At 73.6% G+C, this 2,152-nt stretch carries 2 protein-coding genes; both read left to right on the forward strand.

Features of this window, described 5'->3' with window-relative positions:
* Positions 1 to 255 precede the first annotated feature (255 nt).
* Positions 256 to 1,041 carry a GntR family transcriptional regulator gene (locus ACFVIM_RS34765; RefSeq protein ID WP_384310285.1) on the forward strand — a complete coding sequence of 262 codons (786 nt, stop codon included), beginning with the start codon at positions 256 to 258 and terminating at the stop codon, positions 1,039 to 1,041.
* A 40-nt stretch (positions 1,042 to 1,081) separates the two neighbouring features.
* A complete protein-coding gene (locus ACFVIM_RS34770; protein WP_384310287.1) occupies positions 1,082 to 2,098 on the forward strand; it encodes a 1-aminocyclopropane-1-carboxylate deaminase in 1,017 nt (338 codons plus the stop codon).
* The last annotated feature ends 54 nt before the right edge of the window (positions 2,099 to 2,152 follow it).

Genomic DNA, 2,152 nt, shown 5'->3' on the forward strand with positions numbered 1-2,152 from the left:
GACCCGGGCCGCCGGACCACCGGGCCTCGCCGTATCCGCCGTATCCGCCGTATCCGCCGTATCCGCCGTATCCGCCGTACTCGCCGTACTCGCCGTACTCGCCGTCGAGTGGTCCCTGGTTCCGATCGCTCCGGCGCACCCTCACCCACCCCGGTCGCGGTCGAGCCGTGCCCGGTGCCGACCCCGGTCCGCCCGTGGCCGGGGCGCCGTTCATCCCTTGTTCTCACCTGAATCTGACATCTAACATGTCAGCCCATGGGAACACTGCGACCCGTCGGCCGGGTCCTGCTCCGGGACACGGCGTACGCCGCCATCCGTGACGCCATCGTCCAAGGCGAGTTGCCCCCCGGTGAGCCGGTGCGGGACGCCGACCTCGCCGAGCGGCTGGGACTCTCCCGGGCGCCGGTACGGGAGGCACTGGCGCGGCTCGCCGAGGAGGGGCTGGTGGAGACCAAGCCCCAGAGCTGGACCCGGGTCACCCGGCTGGAGCCCCGGGCGGTGCGGGAGGCCGCCGTCGTGGTGCGGGCCATGCACGAACTCGCGGCACGGGCCGCCGTACCCCGGCTCACGGACGAGGACGTGGCCGCGATGCGCCGGGCCAACGCCCGGTTCGAGGAGGCCACCCGGGCGGGGGAGACCGGCGCCGCGCTCGCCGCCGACGACGAGCTGCACGACGTCCTCGTACGCGTCGCCGACAACCGGGCCGTCGCCGCCACCATCGCCCGCCACACCCCGCTGATCCGACGGCTGGAGTGGCGGCGGTTCGCCGAGGAGAGCGCGCTGGAGTCGGCCGCCCTGCATGAGCTGCTGATCGCGTCCTGCGCGGCCCGGGACGCCGTGGCGGCGGCCCGGGTCACCGCCCGGATCTGGCGCGCGCTGGAGGAACTGGCGGATGAGCCGGAGCCGGAGTCCGGCGCGGGGGAGCCCGGTGCGGAGCTGGAGCCGCGGCCGGAGTCCGGTGCGGCCGGGCCCGGTGCGGAGCCGGAGCCGCGGCCGCGGTCCGGTGTGGTGTCGGCGCTGGAGCCGGAGGGTCTGACGTAGGTCCCATCTCCCACTCTCGATCCCGACCGAAGGAGCCGACGTGTCCCTCTCCTCGTATGAGCGCTATCCGCTGCTGTTCGGGCCCTCCCCGGTCCACCGGCTCGACCGGCTGACCCACCGCCTCGGCGGCGCCGACCTCTGGGCCAAGCGCGAGGACTGCAACTCGCCCCTCGCCTACGGCGGCAACAAGACCCGCAAGCTGGAGTACCTCGTCGCCGACGCCCTCGCCCAGGGCTGCGACACGCTGGTCTCCATCGGCGGGGTCCAGTCCAACCACACCCGCCAGGTCGCGGCCGTCGCCGCCCGGGCCGGGCTCTCCTGCGTGCTCGTCCAGGAGGACTGGGTGGAGTGGCCCGATCCCGTCTACGACAAGGTCGGCAACATCCTGCTCAGCAGGCTCGCGGGCGCGGAGGTGCGGCTGGAGCCCGCGGGCTTCGACATCGGGATCAAGGAGAGCTGGGAGCGGGCGCTGCACGAGGTCGAGGAGCGCGGCGGCTACCCCTACGCCATCCCCGCCGGGGCCTCCGACCATCCGCTCGGCGGCCTCGGCTTCGCCAACTGGGCCTATGAGCTGGCCGCGCAGGAGCGGGAGCTGGGCGTCTTCTTCGACACCATCGTGGTCTGTTCCGTGACCGGCTCCACCCAGGCCGGAATGGTCGCGGGCTTCGCCGCCCTGGCGGAGGAGGGGGGCCGTCCGCGCCGGATCCTCGGTGTCGACGCCTCCGCCGCACCGGAACGCACCCGGGAGCAGATCGGCCGGATCGCCCGGAACACCGCCGCCCTGATCGGGGTGGAGCGGGAACTGACCGAGCGGGACATCGAACTGGACGAGCGCTACCACGCCGGTACCTATGGCGTCCCCGACGCGTCGACGCTGGAGGCGATGCGGCTCGCCGCCCGTACGGAGGGCATGATCACCGACCCCGTGTACGAGGGGAAGTCGATGGCCGCGCTGATCGACCTGGTCGGTTCGGGCGAGATCGAGGCGGGGTCGACCGTGCTCTACGCCCATCTGGGGGGTCAGCCCGCGCTCAACGCCTACAGCGCGCTCTTCTGAGGCTCCGGGGACGGCTCTGGCCGCCGGGGTCCGTCACCGCGTGCGGTGACAGAC

Origin of the sequence: Streptomyces sp. NPDC057638 (genome assembly GCF_042800315.1) — a bacterium.
GTDB lineage: Bacteria > Actinomycetota > Actinomycetes > Streptomycetales > Streptomycetaceae > Streptomyces.